This is a genomic window from Fictibacillus solisalsi (assembly GCF_900103485.1).
In the GTDB taxonomy this organism is placed as follows: Bacteria; Bacillota; Bacilli; order Bacillales; family Fictibacillaceae; genus Fictibacillus_C; species Fictibacillus_C solisalsi.
Genome location: NZ_FNHW01000003.1, coordinates 191,166 through 212,723 on the forward strand (window position 1 = coordinate 191,166; position 21,558 = coordinate 212,723).

24 protein-coding genes are annotated in these 21,558 nt (G+C 43.4%); 16 read left to right on the plus strand and 8 right to left on the minus strand.

Going from position 1 to position 21,558, the window contains the following annotated elements:
- Positions 1-8 precede the first annotated feature (8 nt).
- On the plus strand, positions 9-845 hold the full coding sequence (locus BLT53_RS20490; protein WP_090237986.1) for a carbohydrate ABC transporter permease: 837 nt from the start codon (positions 9-11) through the stop codon (positions 843-845).
- A gap of 69 nt (positions 846-914) precedes the next feature.
- Here BLT53_RS20490 and BLT53_RS20495 read toward each other — a convergent pair whose 3' ends face one another.
- From BLT53_RS20495 to BLT53_RS20505, 3 genes are all read right to left on the minus strand, one after another.
- The gene (locus BLT53_RS20495; RefSeq protein ID WP_090237989.1) at positions 915-1,787 is read right to left on the minus strand and encodes a carbohydrate ABC transporter permease; all 873 of its coding nucleotides are present in this window, start codon (positions 1,785-1,787) and stop codon (positions 915-917) included.
- Positions 1,784-2,767: a carbohydrate ABC transporter permease gene (locus BLT53_RS20500; RefSeq protein WP_090237993.1), complete on the minus strand. Its 984-nt coding sequence runs from the start codon at positions 2,765-2,767 to the stop codon at positions 1,784-1,786. Before BLT53_RS20500 ends, BLT53_RS20495 begins: the two co-directional genes overlap by 4 nt.
- A gap of 104 nt (positions 2,768-2,871) precedes the next feature.
- Complete coding sequence (locus BLT53_RS20505) at positions 2,872-4,191, minus strand: ABC transporter substrate-binding protein (RefSeq protein ID WP_090237994.1); 1,320 nt, start codon at positions 4,189-4,191, stop codon at positions 2,872-2,874.
- Positions 4,192-4,515: 324 nt separating this feature from the next.
- On the opposite strand from BLT53_RS20505, the gene BLT53_RS20510 reads away from it, so the two are divergent.
- The 5 genes from BLT53_RS20510 to BLT53_RS20530 all read left to right on the plus strand — a co-directional run bounded on the left by BLT53_RS20510 (position 4,516) and on the right by BLT53_RS20530 (position 7,423).
- Positions 4,516-5,067 carry a DJ-1/PfpI family protein gene (locus tag BLT53_RS20510; RefSeq protein ID WP_090237997.1) on the plus strand — a complete coding sequence of 184 codons (552 nt, stop codon included), beginning with the start codon at positions 4,516-4,518 and terminating at the stop codon, positions 5,065-5,067.
- A 72-nt stretch (positions 5,068-5,139) separates the two neighbouring features.
- Complete coding sequence (ytzI, locus tag BLT53_RS20515) at positions 5,140-5,304, plus strand: YtzI protein (protein ID WP_090238000.1); 165 nt, start codon at positions 5,140-5,142, stop codon at positions 5,302-5,304.
- Between the two features lie 186 nt (positions 5,305-5,490).
- Entirely contained in the window at positions 5,491-6,417 is a 927-nt protein-coding gene (locus BLT53_RS20520; protein ID WP_090238002.1) for a DNA-3-methyladenine glycosylase family protein, read from the plus strand.
- Between the two features lie 20 nt (positions 6,418-6,437).
- Positions 6,438-6,854 (plus strand): CBS domain-containing protein, encoded by a 417-nt coding sequence (locus BLT53_RS20525; protein WP_061967445.1) that lies wholly within the window; start codon positions 6,438-6,440, stop codon positions 6,852-6,854.
- A gap of 5 nt (positions 6,855-6,859) precedes the next feature.
- A complete protein-coding gene (locus tag BLT53_RS20530) occupies positions 6,860-7,423 on the plus strand; it encodes a GNAT family N-acetyltransferase (RefSeq protein ID WP_090238004.1) in 564 nt (187 codons plus the stop codon).
- 67 nt (positions 7,424-7,490) lie between these two features.
- Here BLT53_RS20530 and bacA read toward each other — a convergent pair whose 3' ends face one another.
- On the minus strand, positions 7,491-8,294 hold the full coding sequence (gene bacA / locus BLT53_RS20535) for an undecaprenyl-diphosphate phosphatase (protein WP_090238007.1): 804 nt from the start codon (positions 8,292-8,294) through the stop codon (positions 7,491-7,493).
- 198 nt (positions 8,295-8,492) lie between these two features.
- Positions 8,493-9,404, minus strand: a complete 912-nt coding sequence (locus tag BLT53_RS25665; protein WP_090238010.1) for a peptidoglycan-binding protein — start codon at positions 9,402-9,404, stop codon at positions 8,493-8,495.
- Positions 9,405-9,700: 296 nt separating this feature from the next.
- Between BLT53_RS25665 and BLT53_RS20545 the strand changes: the two genes are divergently transcribed.
- Positions 9,701-10,651 (plus strand): aldo/keto reductase family protein, encoded by a 951-nt coding sequence (locus BLT53_RS20545; RefSeq protein ID WP_090238013.1) that lies wholly within the window; start codon positions 9,701-9,703, stop codon positions 10,649-10,651.
- Positions 10,652-10,736: 85 nt separating this feature from the next.
- On the opposite strand, the gene BLT53_RS20550 is transcribed toward BLT53_RS20545, so the two are convergent.
- Positions 10,737-10,889 carry an aspartyl-phosphate phosphatase Spo0E family protein gene (locus tag BLT53_RS20550; RefSeq protein ID WP_425284723.1) on the minus strand — a complete coding sequence of 51 codons (153 nt, stop codon included), beginning with the start codon at positions 10,887-10,889 and terminating at the stop codon, positions 10,737-10,739.
- Between the two features lie 230 nt (positions 10,890-11,119).
- On the opposite strand from BLT53_RS20550, the gene BLT53_RS25210 reads away from it, so the two are divergent.
- The 4 genes from BLT53_RS25210 to BLT53_RS20565 all read left to right on the plus strand — a co-directional run bounded on the left by BLT53_RS25210 (position 11,120) and on the right by BLT53_RS20565 (position 16,169).
- Positions 11,120-11,266 (plus strand): hypothetical protein, encoded by a 147-nt coding sequence (locus BLT53_RS25210; RefSeq protein ID WP_170834453.1) that lies wholly within the window; start codon positions 11,120-11,122, stop codon positions 11,264-11,266.
- 100 nt (positions 11,267-11,366) lie between these two features.
- Positions 11,367-11,624: a phage holin family protein gene (locus BLT53_RS20555; RefSeq protein WP_090238018.1), complete on the plus strand. Its 258-nt coding sequence runs from the start codon at positions 11,367-11,369 to the stop codon at positions 11,622-11,624.
- 113 nt (positions 11,625-11,737) lie between these two features.
- Positions 11,738-13,402 (plus strand): SWIM zinc finger family protein, encoded by a 1,665-nt coding sequence (locus BLT53_RS20560; protein WP_090238021.1) that lies wholly within the window; start codon positions 11,738-11,740, stop codon positions 13,400-13,402.
- Positions 13,395-16,169 carry a DEAD/DEAH box helicase gene (locus BLT53_RS20565; protein ID WP_090238024.1) on the plus strand — a complete coding sequence of 925 codons (2,775 nt, stop codon included), beginning with the start codon at positions 13,395-13,397 and terminating at the stop codon, positions 16,167-16,169. Before BLT53_RS20560 ends, BLT53_RS20565 begins: the two co-directional genes overlap by 8 nt.
- A gap of 241 nt (positions 16,170-16,410) precedes the next feature.
- On the opposite strand, the gene BLT53_RS20575 is transcribed toward BLT53_RS20565, so the two are convergent.
- Positions 16,411-16,734: a DUF5345 family protein gene (locus tag BLT53_RS20575; RefSeq protein WP_090238029.1), complete on the minus strand. Its 324-nt coding sequence runs from the start codon at positions 16,732-16,734 to the stop codon at positions 16,411-16,413.
- Positions 16,703-17,230 (minus strand): RNA polymerase sigma factor SigY, encoded by a 528-nt coding sequence (gene sigY / locus BLT53_RS20580; protein ID WP_244520522.1) that lies wholly within the window; start codon positions 17,228-17,230, stop codon positions 16,703-16,705. Before sigY ends, BLT53_RS20575 begins: the two co-directional genes overlap by 32 nt.
- Positions 17,231-17,420: 190 nt before the next feature.
- On the opposite strand from sigY, the gene BLT53_RS20585 reads away from it, so the two are divergent.
- From BLT53_RS20585 to BLT53_RS20605, 5 genes are all read left to right on the plus strand, one after another.
- On the plus strand, positions 17,421-18,191 hold the full coding sequence (locus BLT53_RS20585; RefSeq protein ID WP_090238035.1) for an SDR family NAD(P)-dependent oxidoreductase: 771 nt from the start codon (positions 17,421-17,423) through the stop codon (positions 18,189-18,191).
- Between the two features lie 150 nt (positions 18,192-18,341).
- Positions 18,342-18,620 (plus strand): HU family DNA-binding protein, encoded by a 279-nt coding sequence (locus BLT53_RS20590; RefSeq protein WP_061967465.1) that lies wholly within the window; start codon positions 18,342-18,344, stop codon positions 18,618-18,620.
- A 161-nt stretch (positions 18,621-18,781) separates the two neighbouring features.
- Positions 18,782-20,632, plus strand: a complete 1,851-nt coding sequence (locus BLT53_RS20595; RefSeq protein ID WP_090238038.1) for a PAS domain-containing sensor histidine kinase — start codon at positions 18,782-18,784, stop codon at positions 20,630-20,632.
- 47 nt (positions 20,633-20,679) lie between these two features.
- Positions 20,680-20,940, plus strand: coding sequence for a hypothetical protein (locus tag BLT53_RS20600; RefSeq protein WP_090238041.1), 261 nt, complete (start codon positions 20,680-20,682; stop codon positions 20,938-20,940).
- Positions 20,941-21,071: 131 nt separating this feature from the next.
- A complete protein-coding gene (locus BLT53_RS20605; RefSeq protein WP_090238043.1) occupies positions 21,072-21,500 on the plus strand; it encodes a MarR family winged helix-turn-helix transcriptional regulator in 429 nt (142 codons plus the stop codon).
- Positions 21,501-21,558: the final 58 nt, after the last annotated feature.

The window sequence follows — 21,558 nt, forward strand, 5'->3', positions numbered from 1 at the left end:
GAGAATGTATGAAAAAGAATCGAATCATCGCACAAATCGGATTGTATGTTATTCTCGTTTTGCTGGCCATTCTCTTTTTATTTCCTCTTGTTTGGATGGTAGTTTCATCATTTAAAACTGAACCGGAAATTTTTGCGGATTTAAAATCCTTTAAGGCCTTTGTTCCTTATACCTTCTCATTGGACAACTACACGGGGGTATTTGAACGGATTCCCTTTATCCGTTATTTGCTGACAAGCACGCTGTATGTATCCGTGATCGTTCTTCTCGGATTGTTTGTGAACTCACTGGCCGCCTATGCGTTTGCCCGTATGCAGTTTAAGGGAAGGGATCTCTTGTTTTCCGTAGTGGTGGCTTTAATCATTATTCCGTTTGAGAGTATCTTGCTGCCGCTTTATTTGATCATTGATGAATTTGACTGGCTCAATACGTATCAGGCGCTTATTATTCCGTTCATTGCGAATGCATTTAATATTTTTATGTTCCGGCAATTTTTCCTGAACCTGCCGAAGGAGCTGGAGGAATCGGCAAGGATGGACGGAGCGTCGACTCTGAGAATCTTTTTCCAGATTGTTATTCCATTATCGAAACCCGTATTTATCACGGTGGCTCTGCTGACATTCATTACCCACTGGGGAGACTTTATGTGGCCTTTGATTGCCACTACGGACGACAGTGTCAGACCACTGCAGGTGGGGATGCAATTCTTTTTCCACCAGCCGCCTGTAAAGTATGGACATGTTATGGCAGCCCTCACGATGGCTACCATACCGCTGTTGATCATTTTTGTATTCTTCCAAAAGTATTATGTGCAGGGAATTGCTTCTGCCGGTATGAAAAATTAATTCTGAATGGCTATGAAACATTCAACTCATAAAGAACGGGTATACCAGATGGCGGTATACCCGTTTTTTTTATCCTTTGGTTCCTGAGGTGATGTTGGAGCCTTCAATAAAGTACCGTTGAAAAAAGAAGAAGATGAGAATCACAGGTAGCAGGACAAGTACCGATGCTGACATCAAATAATGCCATTGGGTCTGCACCGTACCCTTGAAGGTCTGCAGTCCGATTTGAAGTGTATAGAGTTTCTCATCATTAATGTATAGCAATGGTCCCAGAAAATCATTCCATGCGCCATTAAAAGAAAGAATGGCCACGGTAATGACCGCGGGCTTCATGAGCGGCATCGCAAGCTTCCACCAGATCTGAAAATGGTTGGCGCCGTCAATTTTAGCTGCTTCAATCATCTCATCAGGAATGGTCTTGAAAAACTGGCGCAGCAGAAAAATGAAAAATGCATTTCCGAAAAATGCGGGAACAATCAATGGTAAATACGTATTGATCCAGTGCAGCTTTGAAAAAAGAATATATTGGGGAATCATCATAACAAACCCCGGAATCAGCATGGTGGATAGAACAAGTGTAAACAGAAGATTCTTTCCTCTGAACCGGATTTTAGCAAAACCGTAAGCTACAAAAGAGTTCACTACGACGTTTCCAATCACTACACATACGGTAATAAAAATGGTATTGAGGGCCCACCGGGTGAAGGGTGCCGTTTGCCAGGCTTTCACATAATTGCTCCACTGAAAGGAATCCGGCATAAATGAGGGCGGATATTGGGCAATCTCTCCCGGAGTTTTCAAAGACGTAGAGATCATCCACCAAACGGGTGACAGGATAACGATACTGCCAAGAAGCAGAAGCAAGAGAACAACAGATTTCTTCATTTTTCTTCTAAAGGACATGGTTTCATAGAACTTTGGTGTGTTCTGCCTCGTATTCATTTTTCATCCCCTCCGCCATAATGAACCCAATGTTTTCCGAATTTCAGGTTGATGACTGTTAAACCTAAGACGATTACGAACAGGAACCATGCCATCGCTGATGCATATCCCATGTCAAAGACTTCAAATGCTTTGTTCCACATATGCAAATTATAGAACAGGAGGGAATTTACAGGACCTCCATCCCCATTTTCAGTCATTACGTACGCTTCCTGAAAGATTTGGAATCCTCCAATCAGGCTTGTTACAATATCAAAAAAGATGACAGGTGTGATCATGGGAAGCGTAATATGGAAAAACTTTCGAAAAGCACTCGCTCCATCAATATCTGCTGCTTCGTACATGGCTTTTGAAACTCCTTGGAGGCTGGCAAGGTACAAGAGCATTCCGCCGCCAACGCTCCACATCTTCATGACAATTAATGCTGGTTTTGTCCATTCGGGGTCAAACAGCCAGGCCGGACCTCTGATGCCGAACCAGCTCAGTGCGGTGTTGACTAAACCTGTCGATGGGCTGAGAAGCTGCATCCATAGTAAATAAACAGCGACTCCCGATAGAACGGCAGGGAGATAATAAATGGTCCGGAACACTTTGATTCCGGGGATTTTTTGATTAAGAAGCACTGCCAAAAGGATAGCACCGGCCGTTGTCAATGGTACGGAAAAGGCTACGAAATATAAGGTGTTCCAGAGAGAGGTCCAGAACAATCCATCATTAAAAAACATATTATGATAATTTTGTGTTCCCACAAAATCCATTTTCGATGTGATATTGTAATTGGTAAAACTGACATACAAAGAAAAAAGAAGCGGACCCAAAGTTAATGCCACAAACCCGATCAGCCATGGCGAAATAAATAAAAATCCTGATAATTCCTCACGTTTTCTTAAGGATTTTATCCTGTACTTTTTTACAGGTTCTGCAATGTCCTTTTGGGCAGCCTGTTTTCTTTTTTTTGTAGATTCATACGCTGTTTCCATCACAGCATCCCGCCCTTCATTTAATTTTTTGCCAGCTGTTTGGCTGCGAATCCGCGTTTGGTGTGCATAAACGGCCTGTCTTTGTGGCGACAGGCCGCTATTGCTTATTTCTTTAGTGATTGTTCTACCTTTGACTGTGCTTTTTTCAGCGCATTTTCCGGTTTTTCTTTTCCTAAAAGAACGGCATCGATTAACGGATTGATTTTGTTCTGATAATCAGGAGCATCTGCCGGAACCGGATTCATTGTCGTTACTTGTAAATTATCAACGGCCTCCTTATAAACCATTTTGTCGTTGCCGCTTAATTTTGAAAGTGCATCTTCAGAAGCTTTCTTGTTTGCCACATTGTCAAAATTTTTGGATGCCCAGTAGGTTTGTGCTTGTTCTCCTGTCAAATATTTGATGAATTCAAAGGATTCTTTGGGATGTTTGGCTCCCTTCGGAATTTCAGCAACAAATCCGCCACCGTCGCTCCAATGCCTGGCATCTGAGGTTTTCGCAGGCATTGGTGCCACCCCGAAATCCATGTCTTTTCCAAAATCCCTGATCTGTGTATAGAAGGTGGCAACGTCCACCCACATACCGACTTTTCCGGCAATGAAAGGATTGGATTGTTCGCTCCCGAATTCGGCTTTGAAGGCATTTACATTTTCCGCACCAATCCGGTCATTCCAGCTTTTAAGCCACTTTAGTCCTTCCAATTTTTCAGGTGTGTTGATTTGTACCTCGTTGTCTTTAGACAGGAATCCTTTTCCGTTGTCGGCATTCATGAGCCAGCTTGGAGGCCCAAATGATCCCCATAACGGATAAAAGCCGATTCTCTCATACCGGTCACCGCTTTTTTTATCGAGCTTTTTGGCATACGCTTCAAGCTCGTCCCATGTCTTCGGAGGTTTATTTGGATCAAGTCCGGCTTCTTTAAATGCCTTTTTATTATAAAAAAGAAGTCGTGTATCGGTGTTGAATGGCACGGCGTACGGTTCATTTTTATACAGGACGGTATCCCACAGTCGTGGATAAAAATTGTCTTTAAAAGAGTCATCTTTTATATATTCAGATAAATTGGTAGATTGATTGTTTTTTGCGCGATGCTGTACGGAATTAATGTCGTTAATGATGACATCGGGAGGATTACCGGCAGAAATAGCCGCCAGGTTCTTTGTCCAGATATCACCAAATGGCAGGAATGTGTGTTTTACATATATATCATCCTGTGATTGATTAAAATCATTAATGATTTTTTCAATAACAGGACGTCTTGTTTCGGACCCCCAGAATGTCCAAAAATTCAACGTGATTTTCCCTTTTTGAGCAGAACTGTCGCCGGAGCTTTCTTCTTGCGGCCCCCCCGCACTCCCCGAGCAGCCGGCAAGCATGCCCAGCAAAATCAAAATAGAGATAAATAAGACTGAAACCCTTTTCATGTAGTACCTCCTAGTAAATAAGTAACAGCTTCTATTCACAAAAAGCCGACCTTCTTAATTACCCAGATACTTTTGGATCGAAACCAATTTTCAACATTTTTTTTGAAAAAGTCTGATTTATTGATAAAAAGTATGTTGTTTTACTTGTTTTTATAGGGGATAATGGAGAATTTGGGAAAATAGACGATTAAATACTGAGTTATTTTCACAACTTAATCATCAATTTTCCCAATACACACCCCTCTTTTGTACTGATACAATGAGATTAATACAAGGTTCGACAAAAAATGGTATGCCATTTGTACCAGAAATGGATGTGGACACATGAAAAAGAGAGTGCTGGTTTATCTCTATCCCCAATTCCGGGAAGTAGAAATTATGGTGGCGCTGTCCGCCCTCAGCCGACATTACGAAATTTTAAGTTTTTCATTACCCCACGGTGGAATTACAAGTGAATGTGGGCTGCTTGTGCATCCGACCATTAAAGTGAAAAACATTAATCCTTTGGAATACGACTTGCTGCTGCTCCCTGGTGGAAGACAGGCAGCAAGCCAGTCAGATCCTCGTCTTATTAGGCTGATAAAGGGCTTCGACAGAGATGGAGTCCGTATTGCTGCTATTGGCTCAGGCGTGTTAATTGCCGGAAAAGCAGGGATACTGGAAAATAAAAGCTATTCAGCCCCTCATTTGGAGGAGGAAAACAGAAAAGTGAAGGAGTGGCTGACAGGGCGTGCCGTGAACCGGCAGGTAGTTGAAGACAAAAATATAATAACGGCAAAGAACAATGCATATATTGATTTTGGGCTGCTGATCGGGGACCGGCTGGGGTGCTTTTCCAGTATTGACGATTATAATCTGTATAAAGGCACATTGTAGAACGAAATGTCCATGGGATTCCGGAACTGCCCATGCTAAAATAAGGATTATCAAATAAAGGAGCTGTACATTGTGTCAACTCTTCTTATTTCAATTTTGATTTCCGTTATTATTATTTTGTTTGTTCTTGTAGTATTTGTTTTGGCTATTTCAAAAGGATATGCGTATAAACACACAGTGGACAGCCTGGACGATAATCCCCATCTTAAAAAAAGAGAAAACTCGGGAGACGCCTGATCGGTCTGCCGCAAAAAGAGCACTGCTGAAGGATTCAGCAGTGCTTTTTTGTTGGAATATTTTTCACGATGAGTAGAAGGAATTGAAATTGGTACTGGAAAGTTTGCGGGCAAGAAGAGATAATAAATATGAGAGCGCATACACGGTGTGTTTTTTTTTACAAAAAAGAAGGATAAAGGAGAAATTATGTTAAAAGTAATTAAACCTGCTTCACCCTTTGATTTCTCTAAAATGCTCCGAAGGGTGAAGAGTCATGGGAAAAATAACATTGTCAATGCTGATTTGGAGAGCCAGTCGTACAAACGCATGGTTCATGTCGGGGACCGGCCGGTATTACTTAATGTTAAGGCCAGCGGCAGCGTGGATGAGGCAGAACTTTTGATTGATCAGCCGGATGATCTGAACCAGGAGGAAAAGGAAGAACTGAATGTTATTGTCACACGCATGTTTTCAACTGACATTGATCTTAAACAATTTTATTCCCAATTTTCGGGACACAGGCAGATTGCGCCTCTTATCACGTCATTTTACGGCTTACGCCTGGTGACCGATCCGGACTTGTTCGAATCAATGGTAAAAATCATCGTTGGACAACAGGTAAATCTCACGTTTGCCGGTGTGCTGATCGACCGTCTCATTGATCTTGCGGGTGAGCATCTGGAAGTGAATGGTGAACCTTTCTCCATTTTTCCGTCAGTGGAGAAGATGGCAGCTCTTGATTATCAGGAGCTGAGAGAACTACAGTTCAGCCAACGAAAAGCAGAATACATTATTGATTTTGCCAGGATGATTGCAGACGGAAAACTAGATGTTGATGCCCTCTGGGGGATGAGCGATGAAGAGGTAATGGAAATGCTACTGCCGATCAGGGGAGTTGGACGTTGGACCATTGAATGCCTTCTCATCTTTGCCATGGGGAGGGCGAATGTGCTCCCGGCTGCCGATATTGGTTTAAGAAACGGAGTTCGTAATGCATGGGGGCTGGATTACCAGCCAACAGAAGAAGATGTCAGAAGACTCGCGGAGGACTGGCACCCGTGGAGTACGTATATTACCTATTATCTGTGGGAAAGCCTTGCGGCTGAGCCTGTTGTAAAAGATTTGCAGATTTAGATAGCTAGGAGGAAGGTATCGTGAATATTGCTTTTTTTCTTTTGCCGAAAGAACAGGTTGCCTTTTTGAAAACAAATTCAACCGTCCGTCAGGCGCTGGAAAAACTCGAACACCATCGATACACGGCAGTCCCGGTGCTTGACGATAAAGGAAGATATTCTGAAACTGTCACTGAAGGGGATCTTTTGTGGACGATCAAAAATACACCCGGACTGAACTTTGAAACAAGCCATCGGTTTTCCATATCGGGTATAAAAAAAGAGCGGTTGATTAAATCGGTTTACATTAACGCTCAAATGGAAGATCTCCTGAGTTTGATAGCAACCCAAAATTTTGTTCCGGTGGTGGATGATAATGATGTATTCATCGGCATCGTCCGCCGAAGCGACATTATTGAATATTGCTCAAATCAGCTTTTTGCAATAAAAGGAAGTTAGCGAATATGGAAACAGTCTCAATCATTCCTTCATTTCCCGAACTTTTCACCCAGCGGTATCATCTGAGAAAAATTGAAGAAAGCGATGCCCTGGATCTGCATGAAGTATATTCCGATTCCGAGGTTGTAAAGTATTGGGGAGTAGCTCCATTTGAATCCATCGAACAGACGGCTTCACTCATCAGGGATTTTCAGAACGGGTTCAGTACTGGGGCAACCATTCGCTGGGGAATCGCGGAAATAACAAGTGGAAGAGTAATTGGAACCTGCGGTTTTCACAATTGGGCAAAAAAGAAATGGCGCGCGGAAGTTGGATATGAAATACGGAGAAGTGAATGGCGAAAGGGTGTCATGTCGGAGGTATTAAGTGTCATATTGCCTTATGGTTTTCAGAGAATGGAGCTTAACCGCATTGGCGCGCTCATTCATCCTGATAATTTCCGTTCTGCCAAACTGGCAGTAAAATTAGGCTTTCAGGCGGAAGGACAACTAAGGGATTATCAGTTTGTGGAGGGGGAATTTCAGGATTTGGTGATGTTCAGCTTACTGAAGAAGGATACAAAATGGTGAGCCTATTATTATTTGATATCAAAAAAAGATGGCGGGAAAATGCCATCTTTTTTTGATGATTCAGATTTTAAAGCCAGATCATTGCAGCCAAAACTGCAGCAAGGATAAAACGGTAATAGGCAAATGGTGTCAGCTTTACTTTAGCGATCAAACGAATAAAGAAAAGGATAGCAACAACTGCTACGATAAAGGCAGTAACAAATCCTGTAACAAAAAACGGCAGGTCGCTTGCGCTTAAATAATCCCAGCTTTTATAGAGGTCAAGTCCACTGGCTGCAATCATGATCGGCACCGCAAGAATAAACGTAAAATCAGCCGCTGTTCGATGGCTTAAGCCCATCAAAACACCACCGGAAATGGTAGCACCGGAACGTGAGAAGCCCGGCCACAATGCAAGACACTGAAACAAACCGATGATAAAGGCTTGCTTGTACGTAATTTGGTCAAGAGTGGCTGCCGTGATCTTCTTTTTTTTCTTTTCAGCATAAATCATCAGCAGTCCGCCGACAATCAAGCTGAATACAACCGTACTTGTTGAGAACAAATACTTTTTTACGGCATCGTGAACGAGAAGTCCGATCACAACCGCGGGCAGCATACCGCAAAAGATATGAATCAGATTCAAATGGCCCTTTTGCCCATCCTCAGATTCGATTTTGCCCACACCGAGAAGGCTCCACAGCCTTTTCCAGTATAGGACTACAACAGCCAGGATGGAACCAAGCTGTATCACAATTTCAAACGTTTTTGCTTTATCTCCTGTAAATCCTAAAAAGTGCCCTGCGATAATTAAATGTCCAGTAGAAGAAACCGGAAGAAACTCTGTCAGTCCCTCAACCAGACCCATAATAATGGCAATCCAAAGAAACAATACATTCACCAGCCTGTTCGTAATTTAATCAAACTCTTACCTATTATAAAAGAAAACCGCTAAAAAACATATAAAGATTATGTGACAACGTAAGCTTAAAAAGCGGCTAGCGGTTCCGGCTCCCGTTAAACTGTTCGATGGAGCATCAAAAAAAGAGACGGCACGCGGCCGCCTCTCTTAACCAAAGCTTTTTTCTGATTAATCAAGAACAGTAACTTTAACTGTTTTTCTTCCCCATTGGTTGGCAGTATCCTTGGAAGGATAGAATACGTCGATTCGGTTGCCATTGATCGCTCCGCCAGTGTCAGCTGCTGTTGCATAGCCATATCCTTCAACATACACTTTGGAATTTAAAGGAATAACATCAGGGTCAACGGCAATGACTTTTGCATTAGGGTTAGATTTTAGGTTTGTCCCATTCGCCGTTACACCGCTGCAGCCGTTGCAGCTTGCTGTGTAAGCTGTTGATTCCACAGAAATGGTTTTACCCTGCTTTTTCTGTGCGGGTGCTTTTGTTTCTTGTGCTTCAGCTTTTGGAGCAGAAGCAGTTGCAGTTTTCTGTGCCGGAGCAGCAGATTGAACCTCTGTTTTTACACGAACGCCATTATCGCTGTAAAGGGCCTTAATGGTTTGAGGTCCGGTGATTCCGTCAATACCGATTCCTTTAGCAGTCTGGAAAGCTTTAACCGCTCTTACGGTAACAGGCCCATAAATTCCATCAACCGTATAGTTGTAGAAACCTTGGTCCTTTAATTCGCTTTGCAATCCGGAAACAGCATAGCCTTTGCTGCCCTGTTGCAAAAGATTGGATTTATTTAAAGAAGATTGAAGCAGGGCTTCTGCTGTTTGTTTTCCTGTAATCCCATCTACTTTAAGTCCGTTTTTCTTTTGAAAATCCTTCACGGAAGCCGTTGTGATATCTCCATAGTAACCTGTTGTTTTGGTGTAATGGAAATACCCTTTATCTTTTAGTGATTGCTGCAATTGGTGTACGTCTTTATCCCACATGCCTTGTTTTAATGTATGGTCCCCTAACGCGGCTTCCCCTACTATTGGAGAACCCATTATTACTCCAGTGATCGCTCCTGTTGCAATTACTTTTTTTAACATATGTAGTACCTCCTAAAGTACGAAAAGTTTAGTTAAAAAGGATATGATTTCCTTGATAGCCACAATTGCCATTGTACAGGTAGAGTATGACAGGCAGGTTAGAGGAAGGTAACAAAACCGTTACATAATTATTTCAAAATAGTAGTAAAATCATCCATTAATTGAACAGTCCTCGGCTGTTTCTCCTACCAATAGGGGATTTATGGATTTTTCAAGCTGTAATTCTTTATAATATTTAGAAAACTGGTAAACTTGTACCGTACCTATTTTTCTAAATCGAAAGGTGGAAAATGATTATGGAATACCGTCGTCTTGGGAGTACTGGATTAAGAGTCAGCGAGATTTCTCTTGGAAGCTGGCTGACCACTGCCGGCTATGTGGCACGGGAGAACGCAGAAGCCAGCATACATAAAGCATTTGACCTTGGAATTAATTTCTTTGATACCGCTAATGTATACATGCGCGGAGAAGCGGAAAAAGTGGTGGGAAGCGTTTTGAAAGGCTACCAGCGGGATTCCTATGTCCTGGCCACAAAAGCCTTCTGGCCAATGGGGGACGGCCCGAACGAACGGGGGCTTTCGAGAAAGCATGTAATTGAGCAGTGCAATGCCAGCCTCGAGCGGCTTGGATTGGATTATGTGGATATTTTTTATTGCCACCGCTACGACAAGGAAACTCCTCTGGAGGAAACGCTGCGGGCTATCGATGACTTGATCCGCCATGGCAAAGTGCTTTATGCCGGAGTGAGTGAATGGACTGCAGAACAGATTTCTGAAGCGGTACACCTGGCGGATAAAAAATTGCTGGACCGTATTGTTGTCAGCCAGCCTCAATACAATATGTTTGAGCGTTATATTGAAAAAGAAGTCATTCCGGTGAGTGAAAAACACGGCATCGGCCAGGTGGTATGGTCGCCGCTGGCCCAGGGTGTTCTGACCGGAAAGTATAAAATCGGGGAAGAGGCACCTAAAGGAAGCCGGGCTGCGGATGAGAACAGCAAGAAAATGATATCCGGCCATCTGACCGAAGAAAAACTTCAAAAGGTAGAGAAATTAAAAGGAGTGGCAGAGGAAAATGGAATTACCGTCGCTCAGCTTGCACTCTCCTGGATTCTGCGTCAGGACAATGTATCAAGTGCCATTGTGGGTGCAAGTTCACCGGATCAGCTGGAGGAAACCGTAAAGGCCTCAGGAGTCAAACTCTCTGCAGAATCACTTGAGCGCATAGAGGAGATCCTTCAAAATTAATAGGGAATTAAAATCATTAAAAAAACGGCGGGGAGTGCTTTCCCGCCGTTTTTTTGCTTTTAAATTTCATTTTTGGGCTAGTCCATTATTGTTTCATCAACGAATTTGGTATTTCCTCTGTTCGGGATAGCAGATTAAGCAAATGATCAAGTTCCTGGCTGCATTTCACAGTAACCTCTGCCGTCAAGCCATAGGTCTTTCCAAGACATAGCAAAACTTCCCGCTTTTTTTCAATCATTTGTAATAACATCTTTCATTCACGACTTTCATGAGGGATTTTGTCACAAAAACAAGTATGAAGGAAAACGCCATTGAAGGAAAGAGGTTTGCTAAAAATAGTCAAAAAGTTACAAAATACCATCTCCCTCCCGATAAATGGATGATGCAGTTATTGCTCCTGTAACAGCAGAATGATGAAAAAAAGCTGTGAACATTCGATTGAGGAAACAAAAAAAAGTGGAATAGCTCTTGCACGATCATCCAGAGCTTGAGATAGAACTGGAAGAAAATGCGCCGGCAGAAGCATTGGCTGCCGAACATAAAGCAGTTGATCTATTGGCCAGAAGACTTCTCATTTCAGAGCAATTGGGTGAAATAGAAAAAGAAAAATTTTGAACAGACTGGCAAAAAAGATCTGGAATAAAACAGGCAAATGAATAAGCAAATCTAGTAAACTCCCATATACTATTACAGCTTTAGCAAAGGCGGTGATAGAGTGGATATTTTAACTTTTTTGCTTCAGTATTTGAATCAGCACTCTCTATTTTTAATTCCGGCATTGCTGGTCATTGGCTTTGGACTCGACCGGGCACCTTTTCTAAAAAAGGAATACGTATTTTGGGTGTTTCTGGGCATTTCGGTGATCCTTTCCTTCTGGAATTTTGGAGTAAACATACATTCGTTTGTAAATGGGATCATCAATGCAGGGGTTGTCCATTGGGCAATATTATTGATAAAAAAAATCAACCTTTAGAAAATGGGCAGAAGTGTCCATTGTTTTTTGTTTTTGGCAAGAAACAAGCACAACATTGAATGGAACCCCGTGAATTTTGATATAATGGAGGATACTATGTTACGGAGGCTCACATGTTAAGTAAGCAAATCCCTAAAGACGTTGTGTTGAACCTTGGAAAAACGGTGTTGTTTCATTTTAGCAGTGAAGCGATCCAGGATGGCTATGCGCTCTATCAGAAAGGCGCTGTTTATAATATAAATGTAAAAGAAGAAACGGTTGTGACCGGGCGTGTTTCGGAAGAAGGGGAGCATGAGGTAAGCATTAACCTTGACCGCTTTCTGGAGAGCAGCTGCAGCTGTGGGCAGCCGGAACCGTGTGCACACATTATAGCTGTTTTCTTTCAGTTGTATGCTTCCTTTGGTCCTCCTTATCAACTGATACTGGAATGGAAAAGCCAGCGAGGTAAACCGAAGGACCAGGAGCAGAGCAGTTTGGACCAACCGCCTGAGGGAACAGAAGCCCCTCAGATTTCTGAAAAACAAACAAAAAAGCGAATCCAAAACGTTCTTTCGGTGGAAGAATGGAAAAGAGTGTTTGATCAGCGATTTGAAGACTTTGAACGAACCAAAATGCAGAATATGACCTTTAAAGAACTGGAAAAGGGAGAAGGATATACATTTACCCATATTTACAGAGAATTCTATCCGGGTTTATTAAATTCTGCGACCTTTTTGGATGATGATACAGGAAAGTTGTATCGTTTCCATGCCCAGCTTGAAACGTTTCTCAGACTGACGGAATATGAAAAGCAATTTGGCATTCCTGATTATTTACAGTCTCACTTTCGCCTGAATCTCAAACAGCTGGTGGATGGCATGTTCAAGACGGCCATGGAAATGGATGCTGAGCGCATGAGGAGCGAGCATCCCGGTTTGATTGAAGAAAGTTTACGAGAATTCCAGAATATCTTTAAGCTTCCTTCCCGATACTTTGATACCATCTTTCGGGTATTTCAGGTCGGATGGGCAACCATTTACCATGTGGAGAAATGGGCGCTGTCCTATGAAAAACAGCTGCTTAATGAGAAAGAAAAAGGCTCGCGGGCCCAATTCCTTGATATGGCGCTCGTTCACTTTGCCTTTCTGAGGGATGACCTGAAGGAGGCATTCAAGAGGATGAAGAGTACGGAGCAATTTTCCTCCCGCCATGCGTTAATTTGGCTTGAGCTTCTTTTTCATTGGGAAAAATGGGAAGCCCTTTTGAAATGGCTCCTTGCTCTGAAGCCTGAATTCTACCGGAAAATCAAAGATTATTACAAAGATGCTTCCGTACGGGAAGAATTTCATCAGTATATCGAGTTCTTTTGGAAGTATGCCCAGTATACAGGGGAAGAAAAAGAATATGAGGAGATGCTCGTTGATTGCCTTCCCGTTACCTTTTATGAATATAACGAGTTTTTGCATGTTCAGCAGGACTTCAAGCGGTGGGCGGAGCTTCAGCTGTTAATGGGCTATTCTCCCTCTCTGATCAATTCCGCAGATTTAAAAGATGTGGAGCAGCTGGAGATGGATGTCCTGTTGCCGATTTATCACCAATCTGTTGACCGGCTCATCCGCGAGAAAAACCGTAAATCTTATAAATTGGCCATTCGCTTTCTGAAAAAGCTGCAGTCCATTTATAAAAAACTGGGCCGTTCATGGCAGTTTAACGAATATGTTGAAAAGCTGTCTGTCCAATATGGACGGCTTCGTGCTTTTCAGGAAGAGCTGAGGAAAGGAAAATTCATTCATGATTGATGTGACCGCCATTGTCATTCATACAAAATGGCTGGATGAAAAAAGAATGATGTTCTGGTGTGAAAAGAAGGGAAGCCGGATTCATATCGATGATTGGATGCCGTTGTTGTTCGCCTGGCATCATGAATCCTACTACGGCACCTTTGTTGACCGGGATGATGAACAGAATATCTATGTTTCTGCTGAAGATGCCTTTCGCCTGTTCACCAATCATCCCCGATTTTTCCTGAAGAAGAGCAATTGGACGCAAGATGCTCAATCGATGATGGATGAAGCCGAATGGGTCCTTTCTTCATTGGATAATAACGGGATAAAGCCGAGTTTTACGGCTTGGAAAAAGGGGCTTTGGCGTTGGGAAATCGAAGATAGTTCCAGAGAGCTGTCAGATTGGGCCAATGCCGCCGTTGATGGGCTGGCGTTAACGGAACCGGAAAGGCTGGATGCGGATCCTGCCTTTTTTGACCGTTTTCCGTTTGAGCATCTTTTGGAAAAGAACGCTTTATACCAAAATCTTTCGGAAGAGTCGTGGCTCGTCAAATTAGGATGGAAAAAGGATGAGAGACCGTTTGACTTGCTCTTTGAGCTGCAGGAACCTCCTGAAGATGACCGGTTTTGGAATTTACAGGTGATGCTGGAGGACAAAGAAAACGGTGAAACTTATGAATGGAAGGATGGCGGGGGACTTCCAAGAGAGGACTGGGCTGCCTACGAAGAACGGATTGGCGAGGATTTGGCGTTTGCGGGAACACTGGTGCCTTTTTTAACAAAGAAGGATGGCTCCTTTAAACACAAACTGACCGAAAATGAAGCCTGGGATTTTTTAAATGAAAAAGGAGAATGGCTGGAAGAGGGAGGATTTAAGATTCTCCTTCCGTCATGGTGGGAAGCATTAAAGGATCTCCAGCCTGACATTAAAGCCAAGGTGAAGAACTCATCGGGCTATGCACCGTCCTTTTTAGGGCTGGATGCTATTGTTCAATTCGACTGGAAGGTGTCGACCGGTGAAATTGAATTAAGCGAAGAGGAATTCATGAAGCTGGTTGACAGCAGACGGCGCCTGGTGAAAATCAAAGGCAAATGGTTTAAGCTGGATCCGGCTTTCATCCGTGAGGTCCGGCAAGTCATGAAAAGTTTCAACCGCAAGGGGCTGCAGCTGAAGGATGTCCTTGAGCAGCATCTTCTTCAGAATCAAAAAACCGGCAGTGAGGAAGAGCCTTCCATGCTCCGGTATGTCAATATTGAGCTGAATAGTGATCTCTCGAGAATGGTCGAGCAGCTGTCTGAGGTAAGGGAAATTCCAATTCAGCCATTGGCCCCCGGATTTAAAGGGAGTCTTCGTGAGTATCAAAAAGTCGGCAGTTCCTGGCTGCAATTTTTAAGGAAGTTTGGCTTGGGCGGCTGCCTGGCTGATGACATGGGGCTTGGGAAAACCATTCAGACCATTGACTACCTGCTTCATACCCGCAAAGGGAAAGGAAGCGGTCAGCTTCCGGTGCTTTTGATTTGTCCCACGTCTGTTATCGGGAACTGGCAAAAAGAGCTGCAGCATTTTTCACCGAGTCTGAATGTCTTTCTTCATTATGGTTCATCGCGGGTCAGAGGAGAACACTTCATGGAGGCGATCAGGGACGCGGATGTTCTTTTAACGTCCTATACGACCGCACAGCTTGACCAAGAAGATTTCCAGCCTGTGATGTGGGATGCCATTATTCTGGACGAAGCTCAAAATATCAAAAACAGTTTTACCAAACAGTCCAGGAGCATCCGGCGTTTGTCCGGCCGCCATAAAATAGCGCTTACCGGAACACCGGTGGAAAACCGCCTTCTGGAGCTTTGGGCGATCTTTGATTTCCTTAATCCCGGTTACCTTGGAAGTGAAACCGCATTTCGTAAGAGGTTCGTTATTCCTGTTGAACGGGAGCATGACAATGACCGGCTTAAGCAGCTCCAAAGTCTCGTTCAGCCCTTTCTGCTAAGAAGGACGAAGCAGGATCCTCATGTTCAGCTGAACCTGCCGGATAAACAGGAGATTAAGGAGTATGTGCATCTTACAACTGAACAGGCTTCCCTTTATGAACGAATCATACAGGATACATTTCAGCAGCTGGAACAAGAGAAAGGAATGAAGAGAAGGGGTTTGATTCTGGCGCTTCTTGGCAAACTGAAGCAGATTTGTGATCACCCGGTTCTCTATTTAAAAGAAGAGAAGAAAACAAGGCTTGAAGAACGGTCAAGCAAATTCGCGAAACTGATGGAGCTTCTGGAGGCCATCAAGGAGAAGGATGAGGGCTGCCTGATCTTTACGCAATTTTTATTTATGGGAAATCTGATCAAAGATTACATCGAAAAGCAGTGGAATGAAGAGGTGCCTTTCCTGCATGGAGGAATTCCAAAAGTAAAACGCGATGAAATGATTGAACAATTTCAGGCCAAAAAGCATAAAGTTTTCGTTCTTTCATTGAAAGCTGGAGGGACAGGGCTTAACCTTACAGAAGCCAACCACGTTATCCACTTTGACCGCTGGTGGAATCCTGCAGTGGAAAACCAGGCAACAGACCGTGCTCACCGGATCGGGCAGAAGAAGTTTGTGACGGTCCACAAAATGATTACGCTTGGTACGCTGGAGGAGCGTATTGACGAAATGCTTGAAAGCAAAAAAGATTTAAGCGAAAAAGTCATTACAAGTGAAAATTGGATCACTGAACTATCCACCCAGGAATTGCGGGAACTTTTTGTATTGCGAAAGGAATGGGTGGAAAAAGAATAAGGAAAAAGGAGCTTACGTGGTGTAAGCTCCCTTTTTTTAACCTTTGAAAAATGTTCTGCGGAATATCTTTCTGGCAAAGATCAGATAAAAAAGAAGCGGAAGAGGACATTGGATCAGCCCCCACAAGGACCAAAACCAATAGCGGTATCCCCGTTTTCTTCCATCAAGGAAAAGAAAGATACTTTGGCACAGCAAAACGAGAATCAACAGGACGAGTAACCAAAATGGCAGCCCATGAAACTCAGATGTCATTCCATTCACCTTCCTTTTTACGAGGATAGAAGAGGAACAACACAGCAGCCACTAACACCGGAACCTGCAGCAGCAAGAAGAAAACCGGAAGGCGTATGAGCATGATTGCGACACAACACAAAATGACTGCGGCCGCGAGGGCGAAATAGAACAGCTCCTTCATCAGCTGCTGGTGAATTCGCTTTTTTTCTTCAGCAACAAACTGTTCAAAAAAAGCCAGGTCAGGTACAGGGGCATTTTCCCATATTTCTATTTTTGAAAGCTCCTCTGTGAGCTGTTGTTTAAGCTTCTCCTCGTTTTCTTTCATGGTCATCCAACTCCTCCCTGATGAATTTCAAGCCGTTATGAACCCTCGATTTCGCAGTTCCTGCCGGAATTTTCAGCATTCTGCCAATTTCGTCATACGTGTACCCGTAATAGTGCTTCAGGATTAAGGGGATCCGGGTTTCTTCATTTAATACGCATAAGGCATCCAGCAATTCCGACCATTCTTCATTACTGGTCATTGCTTTCCATTTTAGGCCCCGGGCTTGCTTGAACTTCTCGTTGTATTTTTTCTCAGTCCTCTGTTTTCTGATCTGATCCATATACAGGTGAGACGCTATGGAGATCAGCCAGGAAGAGAACTTCGCTTTTTCCTCGTACATTCCGATTTTTTGTATGCACTTAAGCATGGTTTCCTGCACAAGATCCTCAGTCACCGACCGGTTCGTGGTAATCTTTAAAAGGTAGTGAAACAAAATCGAATAATTTTGCTGCAGCAAAAGGGAAAGAGCGTGGTGATCTCCTTTTTTTGCTTGTTTAATCAAGTCCTTTTCCTCCATTGCTGCTCTTTCCTCCTTGCCGCTTAGGATTATGTATTACTACTATGACGTTTATGGCAAACCATTCGTTCACCAGAGCCATAAAAAAATGCAGTTCCAACTGGATGTGCTAAAATAATAATGGTTTGATTATTGAAAAAACAATCATAGGTATTAATCAGAGAGGAAGATTCTAATGTATTTGCCATCCTTTTCATTGACAGGAAAAACAGCGATGATTACAGGTGCGGGGCGGGGAATCGGCCGGGCGCTGGCCATAGGATTTGCAGAAGCCGGAGCAGATGTTATTTTGGTCTCCCGTACCCAGAAGGATTTGGACGAAGTAGCAGGCGTCGTTCAGGAGTTGGGCAGAAAAGCGTATACGTATGCGGTCGATGTCGCGCAAAAACAAGAAATACAGTCTTTGTACCATTCGTTGGATACAGACCGCATTCCTCTACATATTTTAGTTAATAATGCCGGTATGAATATCAGGAGCAAGGCACTCGATGTGACAGAGGAAGAATGGGAAACCATTATCAATACAAACCTTCGATCTGCTTTTTATTTTTCGCAGGAAGCAGGCAAGCGAATGAAGGAAGCAGGATATGGCCGAATCCTGAATATTTCCTCGGTCGGAGGCCATGTGGCATTACGCACAGGGGTGGTCTATGCTTCTACCAAAGCCGCACTGATTCAAATGACCAAAAACCTGGCACTCGAATGGGGAAGGTACGGAATCAATGTCAATGCAATCGGACCCTGGTATTTCAAAACACCGCTGACCGAAAAGCTGCTTGCAGATGAAACCTACTTAAACGATATCCTGTCACGAACTCCGCTCAACAGAGTTGGTGAGCTGCAGGAACTGGTAGGGCCGGCTGTTTTTTTTGCTTCGGACGCAGGATCCTACTGTACGGGGCAAACGATGTTCGTCGATGGCGGAATGACCGTATACGGATTTTAGCAGGCAGACGATCTAAAACCTTGAGCATTATGGGCTCAAGGTTATTTTGTTTCTGAAAAAAACAATGGAAACGTGTATAAAACATGGGGAACGGTTAATAATGGTAGCAAATGCAACACATCAAATTGCTATTTTAGGAGGTCTTTTATCATGAGAAAGCAAGATTTAGTCGATGCAGTAAAAGCGGCTACAAGTATGAATAAAAAAGAATCAACCCTTGCGGTGGAAGCTGTACTTGATGCCATTACCAATTCTTTGAAACAGGGAGAAAGTGTGCAGCTGATCGGGTTTGGAACCTTTGAAACTCGCAACCGCAACGCCCGTAAAGGACGTAACCCTCTGACAGGCGAAGAGATTATGATTGCCGCAAGCAGTGTGCCGGCGTTTAAGCCAGGCAAGTCATTAAAAGAAGCTGTAAAAGCAGTATAAGAGAACCCCCCATTCACGGGGGGTTTTTCATTTGTCATAAAAGAGCGATTTGTTCCTCTTTTTGTCGGTCGATTCATGAAGGAAAACGCTCTCTTTTATCTAATATAAAGAGAGATTAAAGACAGAAAACGACAGACTGATAGTTGAGGGTGTGGACTTTTATGTTATTGACGGGTAATGAGCTTCTCCCAAAGCTTGGCGTATTTAAGAAGTTAATTGATGTGCTCCCGGAGTTCATCTGTTTGAAAAACGAGGATGGCGAATGGCTTGAAGCCAATGAATTTGCATTGCAAGTGTGTGGTGTGGAACGGAATTCATATAAAGGGGTGCGAGCTGAGGAGCTTTCCTGCTTTCTTACGCCTGATACCATACGGCGCTGCCATGAAACAGACCAAAAAGCATGGAAGACAGGCCGGCCGATTAAAATCCAGGAAGAAGTACTGCAAAAGGATGGTTCTACCCTTATCCTTGAATTAATAAAACAAGCTACATTTGATGATGAGGGCAATCCTCTGTACCTGTTTGTAACGGGGCGCGACATCACCCAGCACAAAGAAAAGGAAGAGGAACTCAGTGTGGCCCTTGAACTACTAGAATCGGTTCTTGAAGGAACGACAGATGCGATATTAATTGTGGATACAAAGGAAAATCCAATTAAAGTTAACCAATCATTTGAAAAATTATTTGGCTGGGAAGAAGAGGATCTGCTCTCCGGAAGAGTGGATTCTCATGTGATTATTCCTTCTGAATATAAACCAGAATCAAAAAGTATCATGAGCCTGCTGGCGGAAGGAAGCACTGTCCCTTCCTTTGAAACCCAGCGGGTGTGCAAAGAAGGGACAAAGATCGATGTTTCGATTTCCTTCTCGGCCATTCGAAATATGCAGGGGCAAGTGATCGGCTTTTGTTTGATTTACAGGGATATCACGCCACAAAAAAAAGCGGAGAGGGCTCTGCGGGAAAGTGAAGCCAAGTACCGGGTAATTGCTGAGCATTCCAAAGATCTGATCGCTGTAGCTGATCCTTCAGGCAAACTTTTGTACTGCTCGCCTTCACATGAAGGATTGCTCGGATTGAGGAATGGTCTCGATGAACTGAATGAGGTCATTTATTCAAGAATTCATCCGGACGATTGGGAATTTTTGCGTGCTACGTTTGCCAAAGCAAGAAGCCGGAAGAAACCTTTTACGTTCGAGTTCCGGTTAAAAATAAACAGCGGGGATTGGGTGGTTATGGAAACCAATGCGGTCCCGGTCTTGAACGAATGGGATGAGATAGAGAGCTACGTAACCATAGCACGGGACATAACAGCAACTAAAGAAACCGAAGAGCTCATAAGGAAATCCGAAAAGCTTTCTGTTCTCGGTGAGCTCGCGGCAGGAGTTGCCCATGAAATACGAAATCCCCTTACATCTCTTATCGGCTTTGCGCAGCTGCTGAAGGAATCAGATGAAGAAATGAAAGATAAGTATATCGGAATCATGCTGACGGAATTAAAACGAATCAATGATATTGTTGGTGAGCTGATGCTTGTGGCGAAGCCCCAGGCTGTTCATTTTGAAAACAGTTCACTCAAAGATATGCTCGAGAGCGTGGTGCGGCTCCTGGACACGCAGGCCATTATAAAAAATGTCCAAATCCAGCTGAACACATTCGGGGACATCCCTCCGGTTTATTGCGTGGAAAACCAATTGAAGCAGCTTTTTATCAACCTGCTGAAAAATTCTATTGAGTCCATGGACAAGGGAGGTCTGATCAGGCTGACTCTAATAAAAGCGAAAGGAAATGTCATGGTCGAAATTGAGGACCAGGGTTCAGGTATCCCTAAGGACAGGATTGAAAAACTGGGTGAACCCTTTTATACGACAAAGGAGAAAGGAACAGGCCTTGGTTTGATGGTCTGTTATAAAATCGTAAAAGAACATTTTGGCCAAATCCATTTTGAGAGTGAAGAAGGAAAAGGGACGAAGGTTCAGGTGAAATTGCCGATTTACCCCCTTTCCGTCGTTTAAACGAGAATAAAGGGGACATACTGGTTGTTAAAAAGGCAGGAACCTGTATGTGCCCTTACCGTATTTTTTTCGTATACCGCATTCATGATTTAAATTACCTTCATGTACATGGAATGGAAATGGCCTCGAAGAAGCTGTTCACTGTTCTTTTATATTCACCGAAAGATTCAATCGATCTGACCGTTCAGACCGGCCATTTGCCGGCAGATCTCCTGACCGTGCTGGAGGAAGAAAAGGCCAGAATTGACCAGGGATATTATGATTTGGCACAGTGGGAGTATCAATCGTACAATGAACAACTTCATTAGAAGTACCAGGCGGAAGTGGAAACAAAAAGTGTCTTGTTAAAAAGGCGCTTTTTGTTTTTTGTGCTCCATTTCTCTTGAAGGGATTTTTCATTTATAATGGCTTTATTGCCGATTTATGAGGGGGAACCACCATGGAAGAGGACTCACTTCAAATCATTGAACAGGAGATCGCGCTGCTGGTCAGGCTGACTACCGCACACAGTCCAAGACTTGGGGATTTGGACCGTTCTGAATATTTGATATTAAGTGCACTGGATAAAAACGGAATGCTGGCCATTACTATATTGGCAGAAGAGTTAAAACTCAATCTTTCCACAGCCAGCAGGCAGGTGGCGTCACTGGAGAAAAAAGACTACATACGGCGTTTTCCCGACCCGCAAAATGGCAGGATCAGCAGGCTGGAAGTTACTGAAACGGGTTTGAAAATTTTAAGAAAAGTTCAGCATGCAAGATATAATGCTTATGCTGAAGTGCTCCAGGAGTGGGGGCAGGCAGAATTAGATGAGCTAAAAAAGAATTTAAGGCGTTTAAACCGGGATTTTAAAAATTGGAAACGTTAAAGAAGGCAATGGCCAATCAGGCCATTGTTTTTTTATGTAGTAAACAGTTGCTTTTTTT